This is a genomic window from Streptomyces sp. NBC_01166 (assembly GCF_045039765.1).
In the GTDB taxonomy this organism is placed as follows: domain Bacteria; phylum Actinomycetota; class Actinomycetes; order Streptomycetales; family Streptomycetaceae; genus Streptomyces.
In genome coordinates this window covers 1,253,628-1,278,509 of sequence record NZ_CP108613.1, presented here as the reverse complement: position 1 = coordinate 1,278,509, position 24,882 = coordinate 1,253,628, and the positions used below count along the sequence as shown (strand labels likewise).

Below are 24,882 nucleotides of genomic sequence, written 5' to 3'. Positions count from 1 at the left end.
TACAAAAAGGGACCTGCTCATGTCCTACGCCCCGTTCGACTGGATCGACGACGAGGCCCGGCGCCGTGCCGACGCCGGACTCGTCCGGACGCTGCGCCCCCGGCCCGCCGACACGGAACTGCTGGACCTCGCGAGCAACGACTACCTGGGTCTGAGCCGGCACCCCGAGGTCACCTCGGCCGCCGCCGAGGCGGCACGGACATGGGGCGGGGGCGCCACCGGCTCACGGCTCGTCACCGGATCCACCACGCTGCACGCAGAACTCGAACGCGAACTCGCCGACTTCTGCGGATTCGAAGCCGCCCTGGTGTTCTCGTCCGGTTACGCGGCCAACCTCGCCGCCCTCACGGCGCTCACCGGACACGAGTCGCTGATCGTGTCCGACGCGGGCAACCACGCCTCGATCGTGGACGGCTGCCGGCTCGCCCGGGCCGCCACCGCCGTCGTGCCGCACGCGGACCCCGAGGCGGTGCGAAAGGCGCTCCACGACCACGACGGACGGGCTCTGGCCGTGACCGACTCCGTCTTCTCGGTGGACGGGGACGCCGCTCCGCTGGCAGCACTCGCCGGTGTCTGCCGCGAAGCCGGCGCGGCCCTCCTCGTGGACGACGCGCACGGACTGGGTGTCCTGGGCGAGGGCGGGCGCGGCGCGCTCGCGGCTGCCGGACTGGCGGGCGACGAGGGGGTCGTCGCCACCCTCACCCTCTCCAAGTCGCTCGGCAGCCAGGGGGGAGCGGTGCTCGGCTCCGCCCGGGTCATCCGCCACCTGGTCAACACGGCGCGCACGTTCATCTTCGACACCGGTCTCGCACCCGCGGCCGTCGGCGCGGCTCTGGGCGCTCTGCGGCTGCTGCGCCGCGAACCCGGACGCGCGGCGAGGGCCGGGGCGGTCGCCGTCGAGCTGTACGGCCGGCTGACGGCGGTTGGCCTGACCGCCGTGCGCCCCGACGCCGCCGTCGTATCGGTCCGCGCGCCCTCGGCGGAGTCCGCGGTGCGATGGGCGGCCGCCTGCCGCACGGCCGGCCTCGCGGTGGGATGCTTCCGGCCGCCGTCGGTGCCGGACGGGATCTCCCGACTGAGGCTGACAGCCCGGGCCGACCTGACGCAGGAGCAGATCGCGACAGCCGTGGGCACGATCCTCTCCACCGCGCCGGAGCCCGTCAGCTGACCCGGCGGCCGTCGAGTCCGGCGACGAAGGACGTCCACGCCGACGCCGAGAATCGAAGCGGCGGCAGGGACGTGTCCTTGGAGTCCCGCACGGCGAGCTCCTCGTCGCCGGCCGGCGCGGTTTCCACGCAGTTGTTCATTCCGGTGCTGCGGCTGCTGCGCCGCCACCCGGGTGCGGGCTGTGCGAGACGGTCGGACATCGTGGCTCCCTCGGGCAGTCTGAAGGTCCCGTCTGATCACCGCGGCCTATCGCGGAGATGAGGTCCAGCGAACGCTCGGGCGACAGCGCGTGCCCCTGCATCGTGCGGAAGGCCGAGCTGTACGCCTCGAGGTCTTCTTTCCGCTCCAGATAGAGACTACTCGTCAAGTGGTCAAGAACGACCACGTCTAGATCAGAAGTGGTCGGAAATGAAAAAATAACGAAAGAGCCTGTGAGGCCGATGTAGCTCCCGGCCTCGAACGGCAGTAACTGCAGCGTCACGTGCGGAAGTTGGGCGACCTGTGACAGATGGAGGAGCTGCTCCTCCATGACCCCGGGGCCGCCGACCACTCGCCGTAACACGGCTTCGTCGAGTACGGCACTGAGCCGCAGCGGCCGGGGCGCGTGGAGGACGCTCTGCCGGGCGAGTCTGACCTCCACCAGGGAATCCAGCTGTGCGGGCGGCAGCCCGTCCAGCGAGGAACGGGTCACCGCCCGCGCGTAGTCGGCGGTCTGCAGCAGGCCCGGGACCACGGACGTCTCCAGTGTGCGGGCGGCATCGGCCTGGGACTCCAGGCTGATGAAGTCGCGGTACTGGGGCGGGATGAGCCCACGATAGGCGTGCCACCACCCGCTTCCGCCTCCGCCCGCCGAGCCGGCGAGCGTCTGGAGCAGGCAGCGCAGCTGACGGTCGTCCACGCCGTAGGCGTCCAGGAGGCGGGTTACGTCACCGGGCGTCACGCCGCTCGCCCCCGTCTCGATCCGGCTCATCTTCGACTGGTGCCAGCCCAGCAGCCCGGCGGCGTCCCGGCTCGTGAGTCCCGATGTGTGACGCAGGCTGCGCAGCTCCTCCCCGAGCTTGCGACGGCGTACCGCAGGGCCGTTTCGCATGGCGGCCTCCTCCCGTTGTACGGAGAGCCGCCCGGGCGGGTCCGGCTCGGAAAGGGGCCAGTGTTACGCCCGTACACGGCGCAGGGGGCGGAGTTCACCGTAATGAGCGATAGATATATGCATATCTAGGTGGATCGCCGTCATGGAGGACGGCATCGGTGGCAGTCTGGCGCGAAGCACAATCCAGGCCGGCCACGGGCCGGTCAGGGCGGGAAAGGGACGGCGTCGCCATGGCAGACCATCAGGAAGCAACCGTCACTCTGCCGAGCGATCCGGCCTCGGTCTCCACAGCCCGGAGACATGTGGCCCGGGTGCTCGCCGAATGGGGTCTGGCCGAGGACGGCGACACCGCTGACACCATCCGGCTGATCGTCTCGGAACTCGCCACCAACGCCGTCCAGCACACCTTCGGGCAGTCACCCACCTTCACGGTGGACCTCCGCCTCGACCGGGACGTGGAGTTCTATCTGGGCGTGACGGACAGCCATCCCCGCTGGCCCCAGCGGCTGCCCGCCGCGGTCCGGCAGGACAACGGCCGCGGCATGGTGATCATCCGGGCCCTGACGAAGGAGCACGGCGGGCGGCTCAGCGTCAGCCCCACTCCGGACGGGGGCAAGACCGTGTCGATCGCTCTGCCTTGGCCGGTTCCCGCGCAGGCCTGAAGCCGTCGGGCAGGTCCCCGTGCGGTGCGGGTGGTCGGTGGTGCGGGCCGTGCGGTCCGGGCCGTGGGGCGCCGGGGCGTCCTCACACGGCTGAGGCCCGGCCGAACCCGCTGCGCAGCAGCGCCATCAGCGTCGTCGCGGCCGCGGTGTTCCGGTCCTCCCGGTGCACGACGGAGATCGTCCGCCGGAAGGCGGCGGGTTCCAGGCGCCGGACGGCGAGCGGCGCAGGGGACATCGCGGCCACCATCTCCGGCACCACCGCCACGCCGATCCCCGCGCTGACCAGGGCGCACACCAGCGCGTACCCGGGCGACTCGCAGACCACGGCGGGGGTGGCCCCCGCCTCCGCCAGCGCACGCTCCACCCCGCGACGCGGCGGATGGTCGGGTGCGCTGCTGATCAGCGGCCGGCCCGCGAGTTCGGCCACGGGCAGCGGGCCGCTGCCCTCGGACAGCATCTGCCCGAGCGCGGTGACCAGCACCAGCTCCTCGACGAGCAGCGGCTCGGCGAACACCCCCGACGGGAGCGGATCGGCGGCCGCGGGTTCGTACGCGTGGGTCAGCGCCAGGTCCACGTCGCCGGCCGCCACGGCGGCGACGCCGGCGGGCGGCTCGTAGTCCGTGACGGCAAGTTCCACGTCGGGGTGGGCGCGCCGGAACGCGGTGAGCACCGGCGGCAGCAGATGGATCCCGGCCGTGACGAACGTGCCGACCCGCAGCCGGCCGCCCGACAGCCCTGCGAGCCCGGCCAGCTCGTGCCGCGCCTGGTCCATCTCGTCCAGGATGCGTCTGGCCCGCCCTGCCAGCAGCTCACCGGCGGCCGTCAGCCGTGCCCCCCGGTGGTGGCGGACGAGGAGTGCCGCGCCGGTCTCCTTCTCCAGCTTGGCCAGCTGCTGCGAGAGGGCGGGCGCGGTGTAACCCAGCCGCGCCGCCGCACGCGTGATCGATCCGGCCTCGGACACCGCCACCAGCGCGGCCAGCCGCGTCGGGTCGTACATTAAGCGTTCCTTTTGGCAGACCCAGAAGATTGCAAGTACATGCTAAGGGCTGCGATCGGTCAGGGTGGACCCATGGACGCACAACTGCTCGCCTTCGTCGCCGTGGCCGCGGGGATGGTGGCCCTTCCCGGCGCCGACTTCACCGTGGTCGTACGCAACGCGCTCGCATCCCGGCGGTCCGGGCTCGCCACCGCCGTCGGGGTCGCCGGAGGGCTGGTGGTGCACACCGCGCTGGCCGCGGCCGGACTCGCCGCCGTGCTCGTGACGATGCCCGCCCTGTTCCGCACCGTCCAGCTGCTCGGCGGCGCGTACGTGCTCTACCTCGGGCTCAGCGGCCTGTACGCGATGCGCCGGCGCGCCACCGCCGGCACCGCTGCCGAGGAGGAGAGCGAGGGCAGGACGCCGTCGGGGGCCGGAAGGTCACTGCGCCAGGGCTTCCTGACCAACGCCCTCAACCCGAAGGCGCCCGTGCTCTTCCTCAGCCTGCTGCCCCAGTTCGTCCCCGAGGGAGAGCCACCGCTGCCCAGGACACTGCTGCTGGCCTCCGTCGTCGTCCTGCTCGCACTCGTCTGGTTCCCGGCCGTCGCCCTGCTGGTGGACCGCCTGGGCCGGTGGCTGCGTCGGCCGCGTGCCACCCGGGTGATCGAGGGTGGCAGCGGCACGGCGCTCACCGCGTTGGGGCTCGTGCTGGTGACGGGCCCCCTGCTGCACTGAACGGAGAAGGGAGGGACCTCAGCGGACCCTCCCGTACAGAACATTGCCGGACCAGATCTTCTCCAGCCGGACCACGGCGCCGGTCTTCGGTGAATGCCAGATCTTCCCGCTGCCGGCGTAGATCCCGACGTGGTACACGCTGCGGCCCGCGTGGAAGAAGACCAGGTCGCCGCGTTTCCGCTGCGACCTGGAGATATGGCGGGTCTTGTTGTACTGCTGCTGAGCCGTGCGGGGTAGTTTCTTGCCGGCCTTCTTGAACGAGTAGAGCGTGAGCCCTGAGCAGTCGAACCTGTGGGGGCCCGTGGCGCCCCATCTGTAGGGCGCGCCCTTCTTCGAGGCCGCGATCCTGAGCGCCGTCGTCGAGTGGGCGGCGGCCTCGGCGTCGTTCACGAGACCAGGAGTCATCATGGTGGTGCCCACGGCGAATGTCAGAACCGAGGCCGTACCGACCCGGGCGAACAGAGACGGGACATGAACCTGCGCAGTCATGCGCAACCCTTCGTCAGCCGCCTGTGAAGGATGACCTGTCGGGTTCGGGCTGGCGAAGTTGCCCGGCCGCGGGAAGCGGCTTCACCCCGAGGGCCGTCCGGAACTCCGGTCGGCCCGTTGTGCTCGGGTCCTCCACTCCTGCCGATCCACTCCTGTCGACCAGGCATCCGGACGGCGGCAGGACTCGGCGTCCGCCCGGACCGCCCCGCCGCGGTGGCGGGGGCTTGTCGTCCCAGGGATCTTTACGCACACGCCGCCGGATTTCCTCTCTGAAGTACCGATATGTGAGAGTCGTCACGATTGATCCGATCGGGTGGACGCGGCCGGCCCGCAGTCGGGGCGGCCGCACCGGACCGGCCGCGCACCAGCGGCGGAACAACAGATTCGGTTCAGTGTCCGCGCCTGTCGCGCAAGTTGGGCTGTCCCTCGGGCGGGGGACCTTCTACGCCGATCGAGCGAGGAAAACTCGTCAGGCCGCCGGGCGTGTCGAAAAGAGGTGCCGAAAGGCGGGTGCGGCAGCCGAGTCGGGCGCCGTGGTGCTCAACTCGACGACGCGGGAGGCACGGCGACCCGTCCGGCGCGACGCTCGCCGTCCAGCAGCCGCAGTGCCCCGGCCAGAGTGTCCGCGTGGATCTGTGACTCGCCCCGCTCGTGCATCAGCGCGAGTGCGTCGCGGAGGGCGGTGGCCCGGGACGCGAGAGCCTGAGCCGCCCGGAGCGCCCCGTACGTGTCGCTGCCGCGGGCGGGGTTGATGCGGCCGAGCTGGTCCAGCACTTCCAGGTAGCAGTCGATGAACTCGGCCTCGGCGCGGGTCAGGGCGGGGAGCGGTGGGAACTGCGGTGAGAGCATCGGGCGTTCACCTCGCGGGATGCGGCGGCTGGGACGGCGTGCGGTTCTCCATCACGTGGTCCACCAGTCCGAACGCCAGGGCGGCCGGGGCGTCGAGGATGGTGTCCCGTTCGATGTCTGCGCTGATCTCCCGTGTGGAACGCCCCGTGTGACGGGCCAGCATGGCGGTGAGCATCTCGCGCTCGCGCTCCAACTCGCGGGCCTGGATCTCGAGATCGGAGGGCTGGCCCTGCACCGGCTCTTCCAGGGCGGGTTGCTGAATGACTACCCGGGCGCCAGGCAGGGCATGTCGGCGTCCGGGCGCGCCGGCCGCGAGCAGCACCGCGGCGCTCGAACCCGCCTGGCCGAGGCAGAAGGTCTCCACCTCGCAGGCCAGGAAGTGCATGGTGTCGTAGATCGCGGTCATGGCGTTGAAGGAGCCGCCGGGCGAGTTGATGTAGAGGGACAGGGGCCGGTCGGGGTCCGAGTGCTCCAGATACATGAACTGTGCGATCAGGTCGGTCGCCGCGGTGTCGTCGACCGGCGTGCCGAGAAAGACGATCCGCTCGGACAGCAGCTTCGAGTACGGATCCATGCTCCGGGAGCCGTAGGCGGTGCGCTCGGTGAACTCGGGCAGGACGTAGCGGGCGGCGGGACGGAACATGGCGATGCCTCTCCTCGGACCAAAGCGAAGCGCAGTACGTAAAAAATGTACAGGACGTACAGGAGGTTAAGATGGGGGTATGGCCTACGAGATTCCGGTGACGCAAGCCCGGGCGGAGCTCGCCGAACTGATCAACCGCGTCGTCTACGGGGGTGAACGGGTCGTGGTGACGCGGCACGGAAAGCCCCTGGTGGCCCTGGTTTCGGCCGCTGACCTGCAACGACTCGAAAGTGGTGAGGCTGCGGCGCAGGAAGCGGCGGCCGAGGAGCAGGTGATCAGTTCGGTCTCCTCGTTCCGCTCCGTGTCGTCTGCTCAAGGCGAACAGCACCGCTTCGGGCTTGCGGCGGAGCACCGCGGCCACGACGACCGGGACCGCTGACCCGGTCCGCGGAACCCCGCGCCCCCGTCTGCCGCCGAACCGCGAAAAACCGAGCCCCCGCCTGTCCTGGCGGGGGCTCGGCTCGTCCGGGGATGTCCTTCAGTCCGTGAGGACCGGTTCCCGGCGCCGGCCGGGGAGTTCGGCGGGGCTGCCCGCTTCCGGCTGCCGGCGGCCGCCGATCAATACGGCTGCAAGCCCCAGTACGGCCCAGGTCGTCAGGGTCAGCACGGCCCCGACCGCCGCGGCGCCGTCGAAGAAGGCCACCGACCTCAGCAGTGAGCCGCCCGCGCCCGGCGGGAGCCACTGGCCGATCGCGCCGACCGGTTCGGGGAGCAGCTCAGGTGCGCTCGTGACGCCCGAGAACGAATTGCCGAGCAGCACCATCAGCAGCGCGCCCACGCCGATGCCCTTCGAGCCGAACAGTGCCGCGAGCCCTCCGACACCGGAGGAGATGGCCAGCACGGTGAGCCCGACGACGCCGGCTTCCGTCCACCAGTCACCCGTCACCACACCCAGCCAGCTGTGGGCGACGGCCGTGGCGGCGACGCCCACCAGGGCCGCCGCGCCGACCAGGGCCACGGCCCCCCTGGCGCCGCGCAGCCTCATGACGGTCACCAACGCCCCGGCGGCGACACCGGCGAGTGCCAGCGGGAGGATGCTCGCGCCGAGCGCCGCGCCGCGCGGATCCGACTCGGGCGCGGCGACGACGTCCGTGACCGGTACGGCCCTTCCCGACGGAGCCGCCCCCTTGGCCGCCTCGGTCAACAGCTGGGCGACGACGGTGCTCGCCGCCGAGGCGGTGAGCAGCCGTGGGCCCTCCTCGGTGACGACGACGGCGCCGTATACGACCCGGTCCTCGATCGCGTCGCGGGCCGCGCCCTCGTCGTCGTAACGGTGGATCTCGAATGCTCCCGCACGCTGTTCGAGCTGCCTCTGCAGCTGTTCGGCCACCGGCGCGGGGCCTGCGACGCCCACGGGCAGGTCGCGCGGGGCGATCCGGGCGGCGGGCCAGGAGAACGCCCAGAGGCTGAGTGTCACGATCAGCGGGACGAGGAGGATGACCGCGACCGCGCGGCTGTTCGGCGCAGCAGGCATGACGACTGCCTCAATTCAAAGAGAAGGATCGTTCGTTTTAGGAAGTGTGGCCACTGTCTCCCCGGCCCGGACGCTTGTCAAGAAGGAACGTTCGTTTTAGATTGAGGCCATGGCACGTGTATCCCAGGAGCACCTCGACGCCCGCCGTCGGCAGATCCTCGCCGGCGCCGCGCGCTGCTTCGCCCGCAACGGCTTCCACGGCACCTCGATGCAGGACGTGCTGAAGGAGGTCGGGCTGTCGGCCGGAGCCGTCTACCGCTACTTCGCGGGCAAGGAGGACCTGATCGCGGCCATCGCCGACGAGGCGTTCCGCTCCATTCGGAGCGCCTTCGAGGAGGCTGCGGAGCTCACCCCGCCCCCCACGCCCGATGTGCTGCTCGGCAGGGTGCTGCGCGGGATCTTCGAGGAGCAGATGTACGGGATGGAGCGCCGCGCGTGCGCCGCGCTCATCGTCCAGGTGTGGGCCGAGACGCTGCGCAACGACATGTTGGCGAGGACGCTCGAGGACGGCTACGCCGGCATGCGCGCCGCCTGGTCGAAGCTGGTGGACGCGTACCGCGCGGCCGGCCTCATGCGCTCCGACGTTCCGGCCGATGATGTCGCCCGCACCATGATCGCCACCGCTCAGGGGTTCATGGCACAGGAGGCTCTCTTCGGTGGAGTCGAACCCGCCGTCCTGGAGAACGGGTTGCGCGGGCTGATGTCCATGAACCAGTCAAAGATCAGTTAACGCGCCGGAAAAACTTCCGCCCTAACGTGCAATACCTGGTCGCGGAATCCTCTTCATCGTTCAACAGAGTGTTGAAGGCGGGATAGGGTCCCGCTGCGTCCGGGGCAGGTACCGGGCGGGAGACGAAGAGGGTGGAAGCGTGCAACTGACTCCGCACGAACAGGAACGCCTGCTCATCCATGTGGCGGCCGATGTCGCCGAGAAGCGCAGGGCGCGCGGACTGCGCTTGAATCACCCCGAGGCGATCGCGCTGATCACGTCGCACCTGCTGGAAGGCGCCCGCGACGGCCGGACCGTGGCCGAACTGATGGCCTCCGGAAGGAAGGTCCTCACTCGCGACGACGTCATGGACGGCATCCCCGAGATGATCCACGACGTACAGGTGGAGGCCACCTTCCCCGACGGCACCAAGCTCGTCACCGTCCACGAACCGATCGTCTGACGGGGGAACGGCCGATGATTCCCGGAGAGATCCTGTTCGCGGAGGGGCGGATCGCGCTCAACGAGGGGCGCCCCGCCACCCGTCTCACCGTCCTCAACGCCGCTGACCGGCCCGTCCAGGTCGGCTCGCACTACCACTTCGCCGAGGCCAACCCCGGCCTGGACTTCGACCGCCGCGCCGCCCACGGGCTGCGGCTGAACATCGCCGCCGGAACCGCTGTGCGCTTCGAGCCCGGTATCCCCGTCGATGTCGAACTCGTCCCGCTCGCAGGTCTGCGCATCGTCCCCGGACTGCGCGGCGAGACCGGAGGTTCCCTCGATGCCTGAGCTCAGCCGCCCCGTGTACGCCGACCTGTTCGGGCCCACCACCGGCGACCGCATCCGGCTCGCCGACACCGATCTCGTGGTCGAGATCGAGGAGGACCGCTCCGGCGGCCCCGGACGGGCCGGTGACGAGGCGGTGTTCGGCGGTGGCAAGGTGATCCGCGAATCCATGGGGCAGGCGCGGACCACCCGCGCCGAAGGGGCACCCGACACCGTCATCACCGGCGCCGTCATCATCGACCACTGGGGAGTCGTCAAGGCCGACATCGGCATCCGTGACGGCCGGATCACCGGGATCGGCAAGGCCGGCAACCCGGACACGATGGACGGCGTCCACCCCGAGCTGGTCATCGGCCCCGAGACCGAGATCATCGCGGGCAACGGCAAATTCGTCACCGCCGGTGCCATCGACGCGCACGTCCACTTCATCTCGCCGACCCTCGTCGACCAGGCTCTCTCCTCCGGGATCACCACCCTCGTCGGTGGGGGCACGGGCCCGGCCGAGGGGACCAAGGCCACCACGATCACCCCGGGCCCCTGGCACCTTGCCCGGATGTTCGAGGCGCTCGAGGCCTACCCGGTCAACATCGGTCTGCTCGGCAAGGGCAACACGATGTCCCGGGAGGCCATGCACTCCCAATTGCGTGCGGGTGCGCTGGGGTTCAAGATCCATGAGGACTGGGGTGCCACCCCCGCCGTCATCGACGCCTGCCTGAGCGTGTGCGAGGAGACCGGCGCCCAGCTCGCCATCCACACGGACACGCTCAACGAGGCCGGGTTCGTCGCCGACACGCTGGCCGCCATCGCGGGGCGCTCCATCCACGCGTACCACACCGAAGGCGCGGGCGGCGGGCACGCTCCCGACATCATCAGCGTGGTCTCGGAGCCCTACGTCCTGCCCAGCTCCACCAACCCGACCCGGCCGCACACCATCAACACCATCGAGGAACACCTCGACATGCTGATGGTCTGCCACCACCTCAACCCCACGGTGCCGGAGGACCTCGCCTTCGCCGAGTCCCGGATCCGGCCCTCGACCATCGCGGCCGAGGACATCCTCCACGACCTGGGAGCCATCTCGATCATCTCCTCGGACTCCCAGGCGATGGGCCGCATCGGCGAGGTGATCCTGCGTACCTGGCAGACCGCCCACGTGATGAAGCGGCGGCGCGGAGCCCTGCCGGGCGACGGTCACGCCGACAACCACCGGGCACGTCGCTATGTCGCCAAATACACGATCAACCCGGCGGTGGCGCAAGGACTGGACCGGGAGATCGGGTCCGTCGAGACCGGAAAGCTCGCCGATCTCGTGCTGTGGGACCCGGCGTTCTTCGGCGTCAAACCGCAGACCGTGATCAAGGGGGGCCAGATCGCCTACGCGCAGATGGGCGACGCCAACGCGTCGATCCCCACCCCGCAGCCGGTCATGCCGCGCCCGATGTTCGGTGCCGTGGGCCGCGCACCCTCGGCCAACTCCCTCAACTTCGTCTCCTCGGCCGCCGTCGAGGCCGGGCTGCCGGAACGCCTGGGGCTGGGCAAGGAGTTCGTGCCGATCACCAGCACCCGAGGGGTCACCAAGGCGGACATGCGCGAGAACGACGCCCTGCCCCGGGTCCAGGTCGACCCCGACAGCTTCGCCGTCACCATCGACGGCGATCCGGTCGAACCCGCCCCCGCCGCGGAGCTCCCCATGGCCCAGCGGTACTTCCTTTTCTGAGGGCAGGACAGCACTTCATGACGACGCGCGCAGCCCTGCTCGTGCTCGCCGACGGCCGGTTCCCCGCAGGTGGGCACGCCCACTCCGGCGGAGCCGAGCCGGCCGTCAAGGCGGGACGCATCCGGAACGCCGAGGACCTGGCGGACTTCTGCCTGGGCCGGCTTCACACCACCGGGCTCACCTCCGCCGCCCTGGCCGCCGCGGCCGCCCACGGCCTGGACCCGCTCGCCCTCGACGCGGCCGCCGACGCCCGGACGCCCTCGCCGGCACTCAGGAACGTCGCCCGCAAGCTCGGCCGGCAGCTGATGAGGGCGGCGCGAGCCACCTGGCCGAGCGCCGAACTGGCCGCGCTCGCCGAAGCCCGGCCGCGCGGCGCCCACCAGCCCGTAGTCCTCGGGCTCACGGCGCGGGCGGCCGGCCTCGACGCCGCCGACGCCGCACACTGCGTCGCCTACGAAGCGGTCAGCGGCCCGGCCACGGCGGTGGTCCGTCTGCTGTCGCTGGACCCCTTCGAGGCGACCGCGGTCCTCGCCCGGCTCGCACCCGCCCTCGACCGGGTCGCCGAACAGGCCGCCGAGGCGGCACGGCACGGCATCGACGCCCTGCCCGCCGCCTCCGCCCCGCTGCTCGACATCTCCGCCGAGGCCCACGCGGCCTGGCCCGTCCGCCTGTTCGCGTCCTGAATCCCGCGAATCTCAGCTCACCGTCATCACCAGGAGCCGCACCCATGCATCTCGACCACGCGCACAACGGCCCCGCCGCCGTCAGCGCCGACTCCACCCGCCCCGACGGCACCCGCCGCGCGCTTCGGATCGGCCTGGGAGGACCGGTCGGATCGGGCAAGACGGCCACCGTCGCCGCCCTCTGCCGCGCACTGCGCGACCGGATCTCCATCGCCGTCGTCACCAACGACATCTACACCCGCGAGGACGCCGCCTTCCTCCTCCGCAACGCGGTGCTGCCGCCCGAGCGCATCCAGGCCGTCGAGACCGGCGCCTGCCCGCACACCGCGATCCGGGACGACATCTCGGCCAACCTCGAGGCGGTCGAGGACCTGGAGGCCTCCGTGGGCCCCCTCGACCTCATCCTCGTCGAATCGGGCGGCGACAATCTCACCGCGACCTTCTCCAAGGGCCTCGTCGACGCGCAGGTCTTCGTGATCGACGTCGCGGGCGGCGACGACATCCCCCGCAAGGGCGGCCCCGGTGTCACCACCGCAGACCTGCTCGTCATCAACAAGACCGACCTCGCCCCCTACGTCGGCTCCGACCTGGGCAGGATGGCCCGCGACGCCGCGGAGCAGCGCGGTGACCTCCCCGTGGTGCTCACCTCCCTGACCGGCGCCGACGGTGTCGGGCCCGTGGCCGACTGGGTGCGGGCCCGGCTCGCGGACTGGACCGCATGAGCGTCACGGCCACAGCCCGGATCACGGCGTGCGCCGACGGACGGGGATCCACCGTGCTGCCGGTCCTCCGGAGCGAGGGCCCGCTCGCCCTGCGCCGGACCAGATCCCCGGACCCCGCGTACGCGCGTGTCACCGTGGTCGGCGCGATGAGCGCGCCCCTCGGCGGGGACCGGCTCACGATCGAGGCGCGGGCCGAGGACGGCGCCCGGGTGGCCGTGGACTCCGCCGCGGCCACCGTGGCGCTCCCCGGGGCCGGCCCGGACGCGGGCCCCGCCTCGTACGACGTGCGGCTGAGCGTGGGGGAGGGGGCCGAACTCCACTGGCTCCCCGAACAGATCGTCTCCGCGCACGGCAGCGATCTCGACATGACCACCCGGGCCGATCTCGCCGGCAGTGCCCGCCTGGTGCTCCGTGAGGAACAGATTCTGGGCAGGCACGGTGAACCCACCGGCCGGCTCTCGACGCGTCTGACCGTGCGGCGATCCGGCCGCCCGCTGCTCGACCAGCAACTGTCCTACGGGCCCGGAGCGCCAGGAGGCTGGGACGGCGCGGCCGTCCTGGGCGGCCACCGCGCCGTCGGCCAGCTGCTCGTCGTCGACCCCGCCTTCGACGACGGTCCTCCCGCACCGCTGCTGCTCGGCCCCACCGCCGCGCTCACCCCGCTGGCCGGGCCCGCCGTCCTGGTGACCGCGCTCGCCGCCGACGCACGGCTGCTGCGCGCGGTGCTGGACGAGGCGCTGGAGGGTCTGCTGAAGGAGGCAAAGGCCCTTAGGGAGCCGTGAGTTCGCTCAGCGGGACAGGGGGCACCGGTTATTGGTTCGGTAAAGAAACACGCGTACGCCTTGTTCTCAGCAACCTCACAGACGAAAGGATCCTCCTGGACATGTGAACCAGCGCGCCGCCACCGGCGGCGCATCACGCAGGGGGAGGTTCCACTTGAGACGCACAGCGGTGCTCGGTTCGGCCGGCACACTGATCGCGGGCACGCTCATAGCGGGGGCGATAGCCGCACCGGCCGCCGGTGCCGACAGCCGGCACCACGGCGGCCAGGAAGCGCGCGGTGTCCAGATCGCCGCGGCCCGGGCCGCGAAGGCCGGAATCGACTGGACGGACTGTCCGGCCGACTGGGCGATCGCCGCGCCCATCCAGTGCGGCTGGGTGAGCGTTCCGCTCGACTACGCGAAGCCGAGCGGCAAGCAGATCAAGCTCGCCGTCGACCGGCACGTCAGCACGGGCACGAAGGACGAACGCCAGGGCGCGCTCGTCTACAACCCCGGAGGCCCCGGCGGCTCGGGCATGGCGTTCCCGAAGCGCATCGTCACCAAGAACCCGCTCTGGACGAAGACCGCGAAGGCGTACGACTTCGTCGGCTTCGACCCGCGCGGGGTCGGCCACTCCGCGCCGATCTCCTGCATCGATCCCCAGGAGTTCGTGAAGGCCCCGAAGGCCGATCCGGTGCCGGACAGCGAGGCCGACAAGCGGGCCCAGCGCAAGCTCGCGGCCGAGTACGCCGACGGCTGCGCCGAGCGCAGCGGCGACATGCTGCCGCACATGACGACGCCCAACACCGCCCGCGACCTGGATGTCATCCGCGCCGCGCTCGGTGAGCGGAAGCTCAACTTCCTGGGTGTCTCCTACGGCACCTACCTGGGCGCGGTCTACGGCACGCTCTTCCCGTCGCACGTACGCCGCATGGTCGTCGACAGCGTGGTCAACCCGGCGAAGGACAACATCTGGTACGAGGCCAACCTCAACCAGGACATCGCCTTCCAGACGCGCTGGAACGACTGGAAGGCATGGGTCGCCGAGAACGACGCGGCCTACCACATCGGTGACACGCCCGAGAAGGTGGAGCAGGCGTGGCTGACCCTGCGCGCCGCGGCCAAGAAGAACCCGATCGGCGGCGTCCTCGGCCCCGCCGAACTCATCGGTTTCTTCCAGGGCGCGCCGTACTACGACTCCGCCTGGGCGCCCACCGCCCAGGTCTGGAGCGACTACCGGGGCGGCTACACCCAGGCGCTGATCGACGCCGCGGCACCCGACCTGTCGGACACCGCGGGCAACATCAGCTCGGAGAACAGCAACGCCGTGTACACGGCGGTCGAGTGCGCGGACGCCAAGTGGCCCACCAGCTGGAAGAAGTGGGACCGCGACAACACCCGGCTGCACAAGGACCACCCGTTCATGACCTGGGCCAACGCCTGGATGAACCTGCCGTGTGCGACCTGGTCGTCCAAGCAGCAGACTCCGCTGGACGTCCGCACCGGCAAGGGCCTGCCTCCGGTCCTGATCGTGCAGTCCACACGCGACGCCGCCACCCCGTACGAGGGCGCCGTCGAGCTGCACAAGCGCTTCAAGGGCTCCCGTCTCATCACCGAGAAGGGCGCCGGTTCGCACGGTGTCACGGGCCTGGTCAACCCCTGCGTCAACGAGCGGGTGGACACCTACCTGCTCACGGGGAAGACCGACCGGCGCGATGTGACGTGCACCCCGCACGCCACACCGACTCCGTGATCACCACCTGACGTGAGCGGGCGGCCGATGTCATCCGGCGGCCGCCCGCTCACCCCCTCGGGGCTGGTGCGCGGTCCGCTCACGCTCCCCGGTCGTGCCGCTCCAGCCAGGCGTCCTCGGCCGCGTAGTCGAAGAGCGCCTCGCCGTAGTTGCGGGCCATCTTCGGGAAGGCCTGCTTCCAGTCGCGTCCGTCGAGCTCTGCGACGAGCCATTCGACGGTCTGCGGCAGCGACTCGGCATATCCCGTGACCGGGCGGTAGCCCAGCTCCCGTTCGGCAGCGGCCATGTCGTACACGACGGGATGCGCACCGCTCCACGGCGACTCCCCGATACCGCCCTCGGGCGCCGCACCCGCCACCAGCACCGTCTCGGTCTCCACCCCGAGCACCGCGTCGACGGCCGCGCCGATCTCGGCGACGGTCGGTGCCTGCGGGTCCGCCGCGTTGAGCACCCGGGAGGCCGGGCGCGGAGCGGCGAGGCGTATCAGCTCGGCGATGTTGGACACATGGGCCGGGTGGAAGCGGCTCGCCCCGTCGTACGCGAGGACCCGCCGCCGGCGTCCGTCCACCAGCCGCTTGACGAAATACAGCTCGCGTGGCGTCCGGCAGTGCGTCCCGTGGATCGCCCCCGCCCGGAGCAGCGTCACCGGCAACGCGTCACCGGCCGCGAGCAGTTCCCGCTCCAGTGCGATCTTCCGCGTCCCGTACGTCGCGTCCCCCGGGGCGACGGTGCCCTGTGTCTCCGGGACCGGCACGGGATACTCCGGGAAACCGTCCGGCTCGCCCTGTGTGTCGAAACCCCGGCCCCGGTCGTCCTCGTACACCGCGCCGCTGGATATGACGACCGCGGAGCCGACCCGGCCCGCGAGCCCGGCGAGCTGCGTGGCGTGCTCCCGGCCGAAGGCGACCATGTCGACCAGGACATCACAGCCGTCGCCCAGCGCCGCCTCCAGCGCCCCCTCGTCCTCGCGGTCCACCGCGACGGAGCGGACCCCCTCGTCCCAGCCGCTGTCCCGGCCGCCTGCACGTGAGGCCGCGATCACCTCCCAGCCGTCCTCGGCCAGAGCCCGCACCGCGGGACGGCCGATCTGTCCCGTGGCTCCCAGTACGAACGCTCGTCCTCTGCTCATGCGGGAAACGCTACGGCGGCCTCAGCGGCCGGACCAGCGAAATCGGCCCTCAGCAGATTCCCCGCTCAGCGTGGCCGACGTGGGAACTTCTTGGTCTCCTCGGCCTGCGCCGCCTTCGCCTTGACCGCGTACTCATCTACGTACTCCTGACCGGAGAGGCCGAGAATGGCGTACATGATCTCGTCCGTGACGGCCCGGATCGCCGCCTTCTGGTCCGCCAGGCCGGCGTAGCGGGAGAAGTCCAGCGGCTCCCCGAACCGGATCGTGACCCGCTTGATGCTGGGCACCTTCTGACCGGGCGGCTGGATCTCGAACGTGCCGACCATGGCGCAGGGGATGACCGGTACACCTGCCCTGATCGCCATCACCGCGACCCCGACCTTGCCCTTGTACAGCCGCCCGTCGTGCGAGCGGGTGCCCTCCGGATAGATGCCGAGCAGTTCCCCCTTGCTGAGCACCCCCAGCCCCTCGCGGATGGCCGCCTGTCCGGCCTCCTTGCCGGACCGGTCCACGGGGATCTGCCCGATGCTGTGGAAGAACGCCGCGGTCAGCTTGCCCTTGATGCCGGGGCCGGTGAAGTACTCGGCCTTCGCGAGGAACGTGATGCGGCGCCGGAGGATGGCGGGCATCAGGAAGTGGTCCGAGAAGGAGAGGTGGTTGCCCGCGACGATGGCTGCGCCGTCGTCGGGAATGTGTTCCAGCCCCTCGATGCGGGGCCGGAACACCAGCCGGAGCAGGGGACCCAGCACGACATACTTCAGGACGTAATAGAACACAGCATCTCTCCTAGCCTTCCGGACCGGGCTGTTGGCCGCGTTCTGCCAGGTCACGCATGGTGTTGTCACTTGTGTGGCCGACTCGTCGGCGCGGCTGACGGCGGACCGGCCTCTTCCGACTGGTACCCGCTTCTCGTCGCCTCACCTGACGCCTCATCAGTCGATGGTGCGTACGGACTCCGTCGCTTCTCTCCGGCGGAGATCGTAGCTCTGTTCCGGGCGCTTCCGGGAAGCCCCGCAGAACGGGGGCGGTCGGGCACCCGCCTCTTCCCCGGCCGCCGCGACATGGCGGGAGCCCGCGGGAGGGTCCTCCGAACCGTGTCGGAGGACCCTCCCTGACGTGCCCCCTCTGTGCTCTCGTGGCGGTCAGTTCCGGTGGATGTCCGCACCCGGGCCGAGAGGCAGGTCCAAGCCGTAGAAGACACCCAGCGCGATCAGCCAGGCCACCAGGAAGGGAACGACGAAGACGAAGAGGCGCGAGAGTATCGTGCCCAGCTTCGCGTCGGGTTCGTAGCGCCGCAGGATGATGAGCATCAGGAAGACGTACGGGTTCAACGGCGTGATCATCTGGGTCGCCGAGTCCCCGATGCGGAACGCCGCCTGGGTGACGGCCGGTTCGAGGCCGATGAGCATGAACGCGGGTACGAAGACCGGGGCCACCAGGGACCAGAGTGCGGACCCCGACGTCACGAACAGGTTCAGCAGGCAGACCAGCAGCACGAACAGGACCAGCCCGGTGAATCCCGTGAGCCCCGCCGACTCGAGGAGCGCGGCCCCCTTCACGGCCAGCAGGGTGCCGACGTTCGACCAGTCGAAGACGCCGATGACCTGAGCGATCACCAGGATCAGCACGATGTATGCGGACATGCCGGTGACCGACTCGGCCATCATCTCCGGCACGTCGCCGGCTTTGCGCACCTTGCCGGTGACCTTGCCGTAGATCACGCCCGCGATGAGGAAGGCGACGAACAGCAGGGGCACGATGCCCGTCAGCACCGGGGAGGGCACCAGCGCGCCCCCCTCTCCCCGCAGCGCCGAGCCGGGAAGGAGCCAGCAGACGATGACGACGGCCGCATACACCAGGACCGACAGTCCCGCGATCCGGAGTCCGCGGCGCTCCGTCGTGGTGACCTCCAGAGTGGGCCGGTAACCGTCGTCGTCCGCCGTGCCGTCCCCGTCCGTCGGCGCTGCCTCCACGGCGGCGGGCAGACGTGGTTCGAGGACGCGGTCGATGAGGAAGCCGCCGATCAGGGCGAGGACGACGCTCGCCGCGGCGGTGAAGAAGTAGTTGATGAGGATGTGCGTCGGCGCGTCCTCCCCTCCCGGCAGGACGGCGGCGGCCTGCTCGGTGATGCCCGTGTAGAGGGCGTCCAGCGCACCGATGGAGAAGCCCGCCGCGTATCCGGCGCACACGCACGCGAACCCGCCGATCAGCCCGGCGATCGGGTTCCGGCCGGCGCCCTTGAAGACGAGCGCGGCAAGCGGGGGGATGATGAGGATCGCCACGTCGCTCATGAGGTGGCCCTGCGCGGCGACGAAAGCCACCAGGTAGGGCAGCACGGCCTTCGGGGCCCGCCCGATGGAGACGCGGACGGCTGTCTCGAGCATCCCCGTGCGTTCGGCGACCCCGACGGCGGCCATCATGAGCAGCACGGTGCCCAGGGACGGGAAGCCGGTGAAGTTGGGGATGAAGTTCTCCAGCAGCCAGGTGATCCCTTCGCCGGTGAACAGGCCCTTCACTTCCAGGACTTGGTCGTCGCCCGGCACCGTCACCGTCGCACCGGCGGCGGCCAGGGCGGTGGAGACGATGCCGAGGAGGGCGAAGAGGCAGAGGAACAGCACGACCGGGTGCGGGAGCCTGTTGCCGGCCCGCTCGATGCCGCCCAGCACCGTGTCGAGCAGCGTGCTGCCCCCGGAGGCCGTGGAGGTCTCGGTGCGCGGGGTCATCGGCTTCCCGCCTCCGTGTCCGGACGCCTGCCGCCCGTGAGCAGGTCCTTCCGCACGGCACCGCGCTGCGCGACGAGGACGATGCGGGACGGGTCGGCGAGCACCGAGACATCGGCCAGCGGATCGCCGTCGCACACCACCAGATCGGCTTCCTTGCCCGTCTCCAGGGTGCCGATGCGGTCGTCGAGGCCGAGGAGCCGGGCCGCGGTGAGAGTGCCGGCGGTGATCGCCTGGAGCGGCGTCATGCCGAGGGAGGTGAGGTGGAGCAGTTCACGCAGATTGCGGCCGTGCGGCACCATCGCCGAGTCGGTGCCCATGGCGATCTTCATCCCGTCGGCGATGGCCGCGGCGATGTTGGTGCGCGTGATGTCCGACCAGCGGAGCTTCTTCTCGTAGTGGAAGGGTTCCATGGTCGCCTTGTCGATGCCGTCGAACACCGTGGAGAGGGTCGGGACGAGGAACACGCCCTTCTCCCCGGCGAGTTCCCGGGCCTGTGCGGTCAAGCCGTAACCGTGCTCGACGCTGGTGACACCACCCCGCACGGCGTTGAGGATGCCGGCCGTGCCCTGCGCGTGCGCGGCGACGGGGCGGCCCCCGTGCCGGTCGGTCTCCTCCACGACCGCGCGTATCTCCTCGACGGTCAGGCCTTCGTCGTCGGGCTGGTCGTACGGGCTGGACATGCCGCCGGTCGCGCAGATCTTGATCACGTCGGCCCCGGACCGCAGCAGCCTGCGCACCGCGAGCCGTACCTCGTCCGGGGTGTCGGCGACCTCCCCCATACCGGCGCTGGTGTCGAAGCCGCAGTCGGTGTGGAAGTCGGCGTGGCCACCGGTGTGGCTGAGTATGCGCACCGCGGTGTGCAGACGCGGTCCGGCGGTCAGGCCCTGGGCGACTGCCTCCCGGAAGCCTGCGGACAGTCCGCCCAGGTCACGGGCTGTGGTGATACCGGCGTCCAGTGTGACGCGCAGCCGGGAAGCGGTGCGGAAGGCCTCCAGAGCGGGGTCCTCGGCGAAACGCCGCACCATGTGCCGCGCCGACTCGACGCCGAGGTGGACGTGGGCATCGACGAAACCGGGAAGCACGGTGCGGCCCGCGACGTCGATGGTGCGGGCACGGGGCGGCGCCGGCGGCGCGGTGGCGGCGGGCCCGGCATGGACGATCAGGCCGCGGTCGTCCACATCGACCACGGCATCGGCGACCGGCTCCGACCCCGTGCCGTCGATCAGCCGTGCACCGGTCAGGCGCAGTGAGGCGACGGCCGGCAGAACGGGGGCGGAGGGCACCTGAGAGGAAAGGGGGGTACTCATGGCGCCCTACCTTCCAGAACCGGAATTACGCGCCCGTAAAATCGCCGGAACTGGACACGATCTCTCACCGGATGCAGGATTCGGTCACCCCATGCAGACGCAGAACATGCCGCACCCCGACGAACTGGACCTCGCGATCATCCACGCCCTGCAGACGCAGCCGAGGGTGTCGTGGACCCGCCTCGGCGATGTCCTGGGGATAGACCCGGTCACCGCGGCCCGGCGCTGGGACCGCCTGGAGCGGACGGGGACGGCCTGGGTGGACGGCTACCTCTCGCCCGGCCACGACGACGGCGTCTACGCGCAGGTCGAGATCGACATGGGCGGTCTGCCGCTCGAGTCCAGCCTGGACAGCCTGGCCCGGGACAGTCGCATCCTCAGTCTCAAACAGACCACCGGGAGCCGGGACCTGCTCGCCATCGTGGGCGCGGCGAGCATCGACGACCTCTCCCGTCTGGTCGGTCAGCGCATCGCCCGTCTTCCCGGCATCCGCACCACCCGGGTCCACGTGATCACCGCCGTCCCCTTCGAGGGCGACCGGTGGAGGCTGCGCAGCCTCAGCCGGGCTCAGCAGAGGGCCCTCACGGTGCCCCGGGAGGAGGTGCCGGACGAGCCGCTGCGACCGGTGGACCGGGCGCTGGCCCTCGCTCTCGGGCACAACGGGCGCATGCCGGTGCGCGACCTGGCCACGGCGGCCGGCACCAGCCCGGCCACCGTCCGCCGCCGGCTGCGCGTCCTCACCGGCAACCGGCGTCTCGCACTGCGGTGCACGCTCGCCCGTCCACTCACCGGGTTTCCGGTCTCGGTGGTGTACTTCGCGTCCGTCCCGGCACGCCACCTCGAGGACACCGTCGCCTCGCTGAGCACTCTGCCCGAACTGCGCATGTGCACCGTCACGACCGGGCGCGACAACCTCATCCTCGATCTGTGGCAGCGTGATCTGGCGGACGTCCACAGCATGGAGGCCCATCTGGAGAGCCGGCTCGCCGACCACCGGCTACGCATCACCGAGCGGGCGATCGTGCTGCGCACCGTGAAGCACGTCGGCCGGATCCTGGACCGGAACGGCCGCAGCACGGGCCTCGCGCCGGTGGACTACTGGTCGGGCCTCGCATGACCGGCGGAACACCGGCGGCCTTGCCGCGGCCGTTCCGGTCCAGGACGCGGTGAGTCGAGGGCGAGGCAGCACACGCGCAATCCGTGCCGGGCGGCCGCCCCGTCACCCACGGAGCAGGCGCCCCAGCGCCCACCGCGCCGGGCCGGCATAGACGGCGAGGGCGACGGCAGGACCCTCGATCCGGAGTGTCGTGGCCGATCCGCCGGGTCGGTGCTGGACCTCGTGACGCAGCCGCAGGCGTACCGGCCCGAGCCGGACCCTCCACGCCCACCGCCACCGTTCCTCGTCCACCGACTCGACGACGAACGCTGCCGTGACCCCGAACAGGGACACGATCTCACCCCGGGTGCCGGGCCTGATCCGTTCATCGTTCACGCGCACCGCCATGATCTGCGGCGACCAGGACGGCCATCGGGCCGGTGTGACATAGCGCAGCCAGACGTCCTCGGCCGCCGCGCGGCCTTCGGCCCGTAGCGTCACCGCTGCCATCGGACCGGGACCCCGCTCATCCGGCCTGGTCGTGGATGAACTCGTTGAGAGCCTTGCCCGGGCGCAAAGAGGCCTCGCCGCCCACGTCGTGGAAGCTGCCGAAGCCCACCAGGGTGACCGCTCTCCCATCCTTGAGCGCGTCGGCGATCACGCCGGCCTCCGCGACCGTGCCGAACAGGGCGTCCACGACCCGGCCGATCTGCTCGGCCGGCACTTCGCCGTCCCCCGCCGTCTTGCGTCCGACCGCCTCGATCAGCCCGGCCCTGTCCATGCGAAGCACCCACTTCCCGCCGACGAGGACGCGCGGCCGACACGAACCTGCGGTCCACGTCGGCCGGTCATGCGCCACACAGTCCCACCAGCGTGACACCGGTGGAGCACCTCCGCACGGCGCCGTACGCCGGCTGTGTACGGAGGCCGGCAGGCCCGCGCCGGCGGTGGGAAGCGTGGCAGCGGGCCGACCGCTCATCCCCTCAGGTGTCGCGGGTGGCGAGCATCCCCAGAGTGGCGAGCCCGAGGACCACCCAGCCGAACCAGAGCCAGCCGTTGCTCCCCAGCGCCACTGTGTACGCCGTCACCGCGACCAGCGCGCCGACCGTGAGCACTCCCATGGTTTTCGTGGATCCAGGCATGAGCTGCACGCTCCTCACCCGGCCGCACGGCCGGTGAAGCCATGGTCACCCCTCGGGGGCGCCCACCGCTACTGGCCGCGCGCCTGCAATGAGGCGAGATAGGCGTTGTACGCCTTCAGTTCCTGGTCGCCGTCCCGGTCGGCGGCACGGTCGGAACGCTTGGCCGTCCGCTGCTCGGAGCGGTACCACTGGAAGACCAGCGCGATCAGCACCAGCACGGACGGGATCTCGCTGAAGGCCCAGGCGATCCCACCGGCCGCGGACTGGTCGCCCAGGGCATCGATACCGAGTGAGGCCGGGGGATTCTCGTAGGCCTTCACCATCGGCTGGCTCGCCATCATCAGCGCGATCCCGAAGAACGCGTGGAAGGGCATGCCCGCGAAGAGCTCCAGCATCCGCATCACGTAACCCGGCCGGTGCGGGCCCGGGTCGATGCCCATGATCGGCCAGAAGAACACCAGGCCGACCGCCAGGAAGTGCACCATCATCGCGATGTGGCCCGTCTTCGACCCCATGAGGAAGTCGAACAGCGGAGTGAAGTAGAGCCCGTACAGGCTCGCGATGAAGAGCGGGATCGTGAAGACCGGATGCGTGATGATCTTCATGTAGCGGCTGTGGAGCAGCTTGAGCAGCAGCTCGCGAGGTCCTGTACGGTCCCGCCCGGCCACGGGCAGCGCCCGCAGTGCCAGCGTCACCGGGGCGCCCAGCAGCAGCAGGATCGGCGACACCATGCTGATCACCATGTGCTGCACCATGTGCACGCTAAACATGACCATGCCGTAGTCGTTCAGCCCCGTGCACATCACCAGGGCGATCGACAGCACACCGATGACGAAGAACACGATCCGGTTCACCGGCCAGCCGTCGCCACGGGCGCGCAGCCGCGCGACCCCGTAGCCGTACAGGGCGAGGGCGGCGACGCAGCCGACCAGGAAGAACGGGTCCGCGGAGAACTCGAGCCCGCGTCCCAGCGTGAACGGCGGCAGATCCATGTTCGTGCCGTGCCCGCCGTGATCCATCTGTTCACTCCCGCTGGGGACGTCCCCGTTTCGTGCCGGTTGTCCGGTCCAGACTAGAACCGCCCCCGGCCGCGGGTGCGGCCGGGGGCGGTTCAGCGGGTGTCGTGACGGTCAGAGCACGACCTGCGCCTCGGCGTAGCGCTCGGCCGGGACCGTCTTCAGGGTCTCCACCGCGGCCGCCAGGGGGACCATCGTGATGTCCGTGCCGCGCAGCGCCGTCATCATGCCGAACTCGCCGCGGTGAGCGGCCTCCACCGCGTGCCAGCCGAAGCGGGTGGCCAGGACACGGTCGTACGCGGTCGGGGTGCCGCCGCGCTGCACATGGCCGAGGATCACCGGGCGGGCCTCCTTGCCGAGGCGCTGCTCCAGCTCGCCGGAGAGCTGCGTCGCCACACCGGCGAAGCGCTCATGGCCGTAGATGTCCTTCGTGCCCTGGTTGAACTCCATGGAGCCCTCCCGCGGCTTGGCGCCCTCCGCGACGACGACGATCGCGAACTTCTTGCCGTCCGAGAAGCGCTTGCCGACCAGCTCGGTCAGCTCGTCGATGTCGAAGGGCCGCTCGGGTACGACGATGGCGTGCGCGCCGGCCGCCATGCCCGAGTGCAGCGCGATCCAGCCGGTGTGGCGGCCCATGACCTCGACGATCAGCACACGCTGGTGCGACTCCGCCGTGGTCTTCAGCCGGTCCAGCGCCTCGGTCGCGACGCCGACGGCCGTGTCGAAACCGAAGGTCACGTCGGTGGAGGCGATGTCGTTGTCGATGGTCTTCGGCACACCGACGATGGGCAGGCCCGCCTCCGAGAGCAGGTTGGCGGCCTTCAGCGTGCCCTCGCCGCCGATCGGGATGATCGCGTCCAGGCCGAGATCCGCGACATGGCCCTTCGCCCGCTCCACGCCGTCACGCAGGTGCGCGGGCTGGACACGGGAGGAGCCGAGGATCGTGCCACCACGTGCGAGGATGCCGCCGACCGCGTCGAGGTCGAGCTTGCGGTAGTCGCACTCGAGCAGGCCCTTCCAGCCGTCGTGGAAGCCGATGACCTCGTCGCCGTGGTCGACGACCGCGCGGTGTACGACGGAACGGATGACGGCGTTGAGGCCGGGGCAGTCGCCGCCGGAGGTGAGCACACCAATTCGCATTGCCCGGGAAACCTTTGCAACGTGGGCCGACGCCGGACCACGTCGTCCGGTTGGATCCCCGCCACCCTACCGGCGCGGGGTGGCCGGACCGAACCCACTGTCCGACTGCTGGA

Annotated in this window: 29 protein-coding genes and 1 riboswitch; of the genes, 13 read left to right on the top strand and 16 right to left on the bottom strand. The window is 70.8% G+C overall.

Features of this window, described 5'->3' with window-relative positions; all coding sequences use genetic code 11:
* The first annotated feature begins 19 nt into the window (after positions 1-19).
* Positions 20-1,168 carry an 8-amino-7-oxononanoate synthase gene (locus OG379_RS05895; protein ID WP_405660036.1) on the top strand — a complete coding sequence of 383 codons (1,149 nt, stop codon included), beginning with the start codon at positions 20-22 and terminating at the stop codon, positions 1,166-1,168.
* Here OG379_RS05895 and OG379_RS05890 read toward each other — a convergent pair.
* The gene (locus OG379_RS05890) at positions 1,161-1,367 is read right to left on the bottom strand and encodes a DUF397 domain-containing protein (protein WP_405660033.1); all 207 of its coding nucleotides are present in this window, start codon (positions 1,365-1,367) and stop codon (positions 1,161-1,163) included. The genes OG379_RS05895 and OG379_RS05890 overlap by 8 nt on opposite strands.
* Entirely contained in the window at positions 1,304-2,257 is a 954-nt protein-coding gene (locus tag OG379_RS05885) for a helix-turn-helix domain-containing protein (RefSeq protein ID WP_405660030.1), read from the bottom strand. Before OG379_RS05885 ends, OG379_RS05890 begins: the two co-directional genes overlap by 64 nt.
* Before the next feature lie 230 nt (positions 2,258-2,487).
* On the opposite strand from OG379_RS05885, the gene OG379_RS05880 reads away from it, so the two are divergent.
* Positions 2,488-2,919 (top strand): ATP-binding protein, encoded by a 432-nt coding sequence (locus OG379_RS05880; RefSeq protein ID WP_393757008.1) that lies wholly within the window; start codon positions 2,488-2,490, stop codon positions 2,917-2,919.
* 82 nt (positions 2,920-3,001) lie between these two features.
* Here OG379_RS05880 and OG379_RS05875 read toward each other — a convergent pair whose 3' ends face one another.
* Entirely contained in the window at positions 3,002-3,916 is a 915-nt protein-coding gene (locus OG379_RS05875) for a LysR family transcriptional regulator (protein WP_405660026.1), read from the bottom strand.
* Between the two features lie 72 nt (positions 3,917-3,988).
* Between OG379_RS05875 and OG379_RS05870 the strand changes: the two genes are divergently transcribed.
* On the top strand, positions 3,989-4,630 hold the full coding sequence (locus OG379_RS05870) for a LysE family translocator (protein ID WP_405660023.1): 642 nt from the start codon (positions 3,989-3,991) through the stop codon (positions 4,628-4,630).
* A gap of 18 nt (positions 4,631-4,648) precedes the next feature.
* Here OG379_RS05870 and OG379_RS05865 read toward each other — a convergent pair whose 3' ends face one another.
* From OG379_RS05865 to OG379_RS05855, 3 genes are all read right to left on the bottom strand, one after another.
* Positions 4,649-5,119, bottom strand: a complete 471-nt coding sequence (locus OG379_RS05865) for a C40 family peptidase (protein WP_393757002.1) — start codon at positions 5,117-5,119, stop codon at positions 4,649-4,651.
* A 3-nt stretch (positions 5,120-5,122) separates the two neighbouring features.
* Positions 5,123-5,319, bottom strand: a riboswitch (cyclic di-AMP (ydaO/yuaA leader).
* A 340-nt stretch (positions 5,320-5,659) separates the two neighbouring features.
* Positions 5,660-5,968, bottom strand: coding sequence for a hypothetical protein (locus tag OG379_RS05860; protein WP_405660020.1), 309 nt, complete (start codon positions 5,966-5,968; stop codon positions 5,660-5,662).
* Positions 5,969-5,975: 7 nt separating this feature from the next.
* Positions 5,976-6,611, bottom strand: coding sequence for an ATP-dependent Clp protease proteolytic subunit (locus OG379_RS05855; RefSeq protein ID WP_393756998.1), 636 nt, complete (start codon positions 6,609-6,611; stop codon positions 5,976-5,978).
* Between the two features lie 79 nt (positions 6,612-6,690).
* Between OG379_RS05855 and OG379_RS05850 the strand changes: the two genes are divergently transcribed.
* Positions 6,691-6,990, top strand: coding sequence for a type II toxin-antitoxin system Phd/YefM family antitoxin (locus tag OG379_RS05850; RefSeq protein ID WP_405660017.1), 300 nt, complete (start codon positions 6,691-6,693; stop codon positions 6,988-6,990).
* 99 nt (positions 6,991-7,089) lie between these two features.
* Here OG379_RS05850 and OG379_RS05845 read toward each other — a convergent pair whose 3' ends face one another.
* Positions 7,090-8,085 (bottom strand): ABC transporter permease, encoded by a 996-nt coding sequence (locus OG379_RS05845; RefSeq protein ID WP_405660014.1) that lies wholly within the window; start codon positions 8,083-8,085, stop codon positions 7,090-7,092.
* Positions 8,086-8,194: 109 nt separating this feature from the next.
* Between OG379_RS05845 and OG379_RS05840 the strand changes: the two genes are divergently transcribed.
* From OG379_RS05840 to OG379_RS05805, 8 genes are all read left to right on the top strand, one after another.
* On the top strand, positions 8,195-8,815 hold the full coding sequence (locus tag OG379_RS05840) for a TetR/AcrR family transcriptional regulator (protein WP_405660011.1): 621 nt from the start codon (positions 8,195-8,197) through the stop codon (positions 8,813-8,815).
* A 139-nt stretch (positions 8,816-8,954) separates the two neighbouring features.
* A complete protein-coding gene (locus OG379_RS05835) occupies positions 8,955-9,257 on the top strand; it encodes an urease subunit gamma (protein ID WP_104790628.1) in 303 nt (100 codons plus the stop codon).
* A 14-nt stretch (positions 9,258-9,271) separates the two neighbouring features.
* On the top strand, positions 9,272-9,583 hold the full coding sequence (locus OG379_RS05830; protein WP_405660008.1) for an urease subunit beta: 312 nt from the start codon (positions 9,272-9,274) through the stop codon (positions 9,581-9,583).
* Entirely contained in the window at positions 9,576-11,297 is a 1,722-nt protein-coding gene (locus OG379_RS05825) for an urease subunit alpha (protein WP_405660007.1), read from the top strand. The genes OG379_RS05830 and OG379_RS05825 overlap by 8 nt, the downstream gene beginning before the upstream one ends.
* A 17-nt stretch (positions 11,298-11,314) precedes the next feature.
* Positions 11,315-11,980 carry an urease accessory protein UreF gene (locus tag OG379_RS05820; protein ID WP_405660006.1) on the top strand — a complete coding sequence of 222 codons (666 nt, stop codon included), beginning with the start codon at positions 11,315-11,317 and terminating at the stop codon, positions 11,978-11,980.
* 44 nt (positions 11,981-12,024) lie between these two features.
* Positions 12,025-12,702, top strand: coding sequence for an urease accessory protein UreG (ureG, locus tag OG379_RS05815; protein WP_405660003.1), 678 nt, complete (start codon positions 12,025-12,027; stop codon positions 12,700-12,702).
* A complete protein-coding gene (locus OG379_RS05810) occupies positions 12,699-13,484 on the top strand; it encodes an urease accessory protein UreD (protein WP_405660001.1) in 786 nt (261 codons plus the stop codon). The genes ureG and OG379_RS05810 overlap by 4 nt, the downstream gene beginning before the upstream one ends.
* Positions 13,485-13,638: 154 nt before the next feature.
* Positions 13,639-15,216, top strand: coding sequence for an alpha/beta hydrolase (locus OG379_RS05805; protein WP_405659998.1), 1,578 nt, complete (start codon positions 13,639-13,641; stop codon positions 15,214-15,216).
* Between the two features lie 79 nt (positions 15,217-15,295).
* Here the strand turns inward: OG379_RS05805 and OG379_RS05800 are convergent, their stop codons facing one another.
* The 4 genes from OG379_RS05800 to OG379_RS05785 form a co-directional block, all read right to left on the bottom strand.
* Complete coding sequence (locus tag OG379_RS05800) at positions 15,296-16,345, bottom strand: NAD-dependent epimerase/dehydratase family protein (RefSeq protein ID WP_405659996.1); 1,050 nt, start codon at positions 16,343-16,345, stop codon at positions 15,296-15,298.
* A 65-nt stretch (positions 16,346-16,410) separates the two neighbouring features.
* Positions 16,411-17,121 carry a lysophospholipid acyltransferase family protein gene (locus tag OG379_RS05795; protein ID WP_405659994.1) on the bottom strand — a complete coding sequence of 237 codons (711 nt, stop codon included), beginning with the start codon at positions 17,119-17,121 and terminating at the stop codon, positions 16,411-16,413.
* 366 nt (positions 17,122-17,487) lie between these two features.
* Positions 17,488-19,068 carry an AbgT family transporter gene (locus OG379_RS05790; protein WP_405659992.1) on the bottom strand — a complete coding sequence of 527 codons (1,581 nt, stop codon included), beginning with the start codon at positions 19,066-19,068 and terminating at the stop codon, positions 17,488-17,490.
* Positions 19,065-20,375, bottom strand: coding sequence for an amidohydrolase family protein (locus tag OG379_RS05785; RefSeq protein WP_405659990.1), 1,311 nt, complete (start codon positions 20,373-20,375; stop codon positions 19,065-19,067). The genes OG379_RS05790 and OG379_RS05785 overlap by 4 nt, the downstream gene beginning before the upstream one ends.
* A 91-nt stretch (positions 20,376-20,466) precedes the next feature.
* On the opposite strand from OG379_RS05785, the gene OG379_RS05780 reads away from it, so the two are divergent.
* The gene (locus OG379_RS05780; RefSeq protein ID WP_405659988.1) at positions 20,467-21,492 is read left to right on the top strand and encodes an Lrp/AsnC family transcriptional regulator; all 1,026 of its coding nucleotides are present in this window, start codon (positions 20,467-20,469) and stop codon (positions 21,490-21,492) included.
* Positions 21,493-21,594: 102 nt separating this feature from the next.
* Here OG379_RS05780 and OG379_RS05775 read toward each other — a convergent pair whose 3' ends face one another.
* The 5 genes from OG379_RS05775 to OG379_RS05755 form a co-directional block, all read right to left on the bottom strand.
* The gene (locus OG379_RS05775) at positions 21,595-21,981 is read right to left on the bottom strand and encodes an SRPBCC family protein (RefSeq protein WP_405659986.1); all 387 of its coding nucleotides are present in this window, start codon (positions 21,979-21,981) and stop codon (positions 21,595-21,597) included.
* 16 nt (positions 21,982-21,997) lie between these two features.
* Entirely contained in the window at positions 21,998-22,252 is a 255-nt protein-coding gene (locus tag OG379_RS05770; protein WP_405659984.1) for an HU family DNA-binding protein, read from the bottom strand.
* A 202-nt stretch (positions 22,253-22,454) separates the two neighbouring features.
* The gene (locus tag OG379_RS05765) at positions 22,455-22,613 is read right to left on the bottom strand and encodes a hypothetical protein (RefSeq protein WP_107103313.1); all 159 of its coding nucleotides are present in this window, start codon (positions 22,611-22,613) and stop codon (positions 22,455-22,457) included.
* Between the two features lie 68 nt (positions 22,614-22,681).
* Positions 22,682-23,632: a cytochrome c oxidase assembly protein gene (locus tag OG379_RS05760; RefSeq protein ID WP_405659982.1), complete on the bottom strand. Its 951-nt coding sequence runs from the start codon at positions 23,630-23,632 to the stop codon at positions 22,682-22,684.
* Positions 23,633-23,743: 111 nt separating this feature from the next.
* Positions 23,744-24,769 carry a 6-phosphofructokinase gene (locus OG379_RS05755; RefSeq protein WP_362927751.1) on the bottom strand — a complete coding sequence of 342 codons (1,026 nt, stop codon included), beginning with the start codon at positions 24,767-24,769 and terminating at the stop codon, positions 23,744-23,746.
* Between the last annotated feature and the right edge of the window lie 113 nt (positions 24,770-24,882).

Excerpts from the sequence above, each read along its gene's own strand:
- ureG (WP_405660003.1), top strand. The coding sequence starts at position 12,025 with ATGCATCTCGACCACGCGCACAACGGCCCCGCCGCCGTCAGCGCCGAC.
- OG379_RS05825 (WP_405660007.1), top strand. The coding sequence starts at position 9,576 with ATGCCTGAGCTCAGCCGCCCCGTGTACGCCGACCTGTTCGGGCCCACC.
- OG379_RS05780 (WP_405659988.1), top strand. The coding sequence starts at position 20,467 with ATGCAGACGCAGAACATGCCGCACCCCGACGAACTGGACCTCGCGATC.
- OG379_RS05860 (WP_405660020.1), bottom strand. The coding sequence starts at position 5,968 with ATGCTCTCACCGCAGTTCCCACCGCTCCCCGCCCTGACCCGCGCCGAG.
- OG379_RS05840 (WP_405660011.1), top strand. The coding sequence starts at position 8,195 with ATGGCACGTGTATCCCAGGAGCACCTCGACGCCCGCCGTCGGCAGATC.
- OG379_RS05895 (WP_405660036.1), top strand. The coding sequence starts at position 20 with ATGTCCTACGCCCCGTTCGACTGGATCGACGACGAGGCCCGGCGCCGT.
- OG379_RS05790 (WP_405659992.1), bottom strand. The coding sequence starts at position 19,068 with ATGACCCCGCGCACCGAGACCTCCACGGCCTCCGGGGGCAGCACGCTG.
- OG379_RS05810 (WP_405660001.1), top strand. The coding sequence starts at position 12,699 with ATGAGCGTCACGGCCACAGCCCGGATCACGGCGTGCGCCGACGGACGG.
- OG379_RS05875 (WP_405660026.1), bottom strand. The coding sequence starts at position 3,916 with ATGTACGACCCGACGCGGCTGGCCGCGCTGGTGGCGGTGTCCGAGGCC.
- OG379_RS05765 (WP_107103313.1), bottom strand. The coding sequence starts at position 22,613 with ATGCCTGGATCCACGAAAACCATGGGAGTGCTCACGGTCGGCGCGCTG.
- OG379_RS05800 (WP_405659996.1), bottom strand. The coding sequence starts at position 16,345 with ATGAGCAGAGGACGAGCGTTCGTACTGGGAGCCACGGGACAGATCGGC.
- OG379_RS05885 (WP_405660030.1), bottom strand. The coding sequence starts at position 2,257 with ATGCGAAACGGCCCTGCGGTACGCCGTCGCAAGCTCGGGGAGGAGCTG.
- OG379_RS05820 (WP_405660006.1), top strand. The coding sequence starts at position 11,315 with ATGACGACGCGCGCAGCCCTGCTCGTGCTCGCCGACGGCCGGTTCCCC.
- OG379_RS05850 (WP_405660017.1), top strand. The coding sequence starts at position 6,691 with ATGGCCTACGAGATTCCGGTGACGCAAGCCCGGGCGGAGCTCGCCGAA.
- OG379_RS05845 (WP_405660014.1), bottom strand. The coding sequence starts at position 8,085 with ATGCCTGCTGCGCCGAACAGCCGCGCGGTCGCGGTCATCCTCCTCGTC.
- OG379_RS05855 (WP_393756998.1), bottom strand. The coding sequence starts at position 6,611 with ATGTTCCGTCCCGCCGCCCGCTACGTCCTGCCCGAGTTCACCGAGCGC.
- OG379_RS05755 (WP_362927751.1), bottom strand. The coding sequence starts at position 24,769 with ATGCGAATTGGTGTGCTCACCTCCGGCGGCGACTGCCCCGGCCTCAAC.
- OG379_RS05775 (WP_405659986.1), bottom strand. The coding sequence starts at position 21,981 with ATGGCAGCGGTGACGCTACGGGCCGAAGGCCGCGCGGCGGCCGAGGAC.
- OG379_RS05870 (WP_405660023.1), top strand. The coding sequence starts at position 3,989 with ATGGACGCACAACTGCTCGCCTTCGTCGCCGTGGCCGCGGGGATGGTG.
- OG379_RS05880 (WP_393757008.1), top strand. The coding sequence starts at position 2,488 with ATGGCAGACCATCAGGAAGCAACCGTCACTCTGCCGAGCGATCCGGCC.
- OG379_RS05830 (WP_405660008.1), top strand. The coding sequence starts at position 9,272 with ATGATTCCCGGAGAGATCCTGTTCGCGGAGGGGCGGATCGCGCTCAAC.
- OG379_RS05760 (WP_405659982.1), bottom strand. The coding sequence starts at position 23,632 with ATGGATCACGGCGGGCACGGCACGAACATGGATCTGCCGCCGTTCACG.
- OG379_RS05770 (WP_405659984.1), bottom strand. The coding sequence starts at position 22,252 with ATGGACAGGGCCGGGCTGATCGAGGCGGTCGGACGCAAGACGGCGGGG.
- OG379_RS05865 (WP_393757002.1), bottom strand. The coding sequence starts at position 5,119 with ATGACTGCGCAGGTTCATGTCCCGTCTCTGTTCGCCCGGGTCGGTACG.
- OG379_RS05785 (WP_405659990.1), bottom strand. The coding sequence starts at position 20,375 with ATGAGTACCCCCCTTTCCTCTCAGGTGCCCTCCGCCCCCGTTCTGCCG.
- OG379_RS05890 (WP_405660033.1), bottom strand. The coding sequence starts at position 1,367 with ATGTCCGACCGTCTCGCACAGCCCGCACCCGGGTGGCGGCGCAGCAGC.